At 44.8% G+C, this 1,301-nt stretch carries 2 protein-coding genes; both read right to left on the bottom strand.

What is annotated here, in order from left to right; all coding sequences use genetic code 11:
- Window positions 1–36: 36 nt before the first annotated feature.
- On the bottom strand, window positions 37–873 hold the full coding sequence (locus tag AB4111_RS30940) for an IS3 family transposase (RefSeq protein WP_442035137.1): 837 nt from the start codon (window positions 871–873) through the stop codon (window positions 37–39).
- A 23-nt stretch (window positions 874–896) separates the two neighbouring features.
- Window positions 897–1,217, bottom strand: a complete 321-nt coding sequence (locus tag AB4111_RS30935; RefSeq protein WP_442035135.1) for a transposase — start codon at window positions 1,215–1,217, stop codon at window positions 897–899.
- Between the last annotated feature and the right edge of the window lie 84 nt (window positions 1,218–1,301).

Here is a 1,301-nt window from a genome sequence, read left to right as displayed (position 1 = left end):
TGGTCTTACCCCTGTCAAGCAGACAGATGAAAAAAGCTATGCTGCCAGTGCGCATCGATATTCAATCGGTGCGCGCTGTTTGAGTTTGGCTTGAAAACGTCGGTAATTGTAATTGTACATATAATCTTCCACAGCTTGTCGAATCTCTACTTCTGAATTACACTGGTTAAGGTACAGCTTCTCTGTCTTGAGATGCGAAAAGAAGGATTCGATGCATGCGTTATCCAGGCAGGTTGCTTTGCGAGAGTGGCTGCCCTTCACGCCGAATGCTTCTAATCGTGTGTTGTACGCCTGAGACGTGTATTGGAAGCCCTGATCCGAATGGAGTACGGCTTCCGAAACGTCTCTTTTTTGTGTCCATAGTTCCACCGTATCCAATACGAGCTGAACATCGTTCCGTTTAGATAATTGCCAAGCTACAATTTCGTTGTTGAACAAGTCTTGAATCACAGACAGGTAAACGAATGTGTTTCCATCTGAAATATAAGTAATATCCGTCACCATTTTTTGCTGGGGTGCTGTGGCATGAAATTTGCGCTTCAGGCGATTCGGATAAATCACAGATGGCGTATAGCTGGACTTCTTCCGCTTCTTACGAATTACCGATTGGATCGATAGTTCCCGCATGATTCGCCATACTTTCTTGTGATTAACGTTCAGACCAGCCTCCCACAACGCCGTGGTCATGCGAGGATAACCAAACTCTCGGTTTGCAAAGTGAATAGCCATCATGTGTTCTTTGATCTCACGCTCACGGTCTTGTCTTGCGTCTCGCTGCGGCTGTGTCGCTCGCCATTTGTAGTAACTGGAACGGGGTATTCCTGTAATCGATAATAGGCGTGTAATGCCATGCGAGCAGCGCAATTCGTCTATGATATCGTAGTTCTCCCGTTGGCTCAGCGCTTCTCCTTTACTAGATTTGGATACCGCTTTTTTAAATAATCCACCTGTGCTTGAAGGTAGTCCCGTTCTTCTTCTACACTGCTAAAGGCAGTACGAGGACGTCCTTTCCGTGGATTCGGAACATTGTTTTTTCGCTCATCGAACGCTTCCCCGTTTTTCCATTTTTTTACCCACACCTTCAGTTGTGAACAGTTTCGAATTCCTTCGCGATCAGCGACCACCTTGTAACTTGAAGAACCTTCGACATAGGATCTAACCGCATTCAATTTAAATTCTTCGGTATACGTCTGAAATGTTTGTCCTTTTTTGGCCATAAAAATATCCCCTCCAGGTGTCACTTGAACCCTCATAATAACATGAAGGTTTTTTCAAGTGTCTACTTAAAGGGGATAATACCA

Source organism: Paenibacillus sp. 2KB_22 (genome assembly GCF_052115745.1).
Lineage (GTDB): Bacteria > Bacillota > Bacilli > Paenibacillales > Paenibacillaceae > Paenibacillus.
Note: the sequence above shows the minus strand (reverse complement) of the source record. Positions and strands in the feature narration are given on the sequence as shown.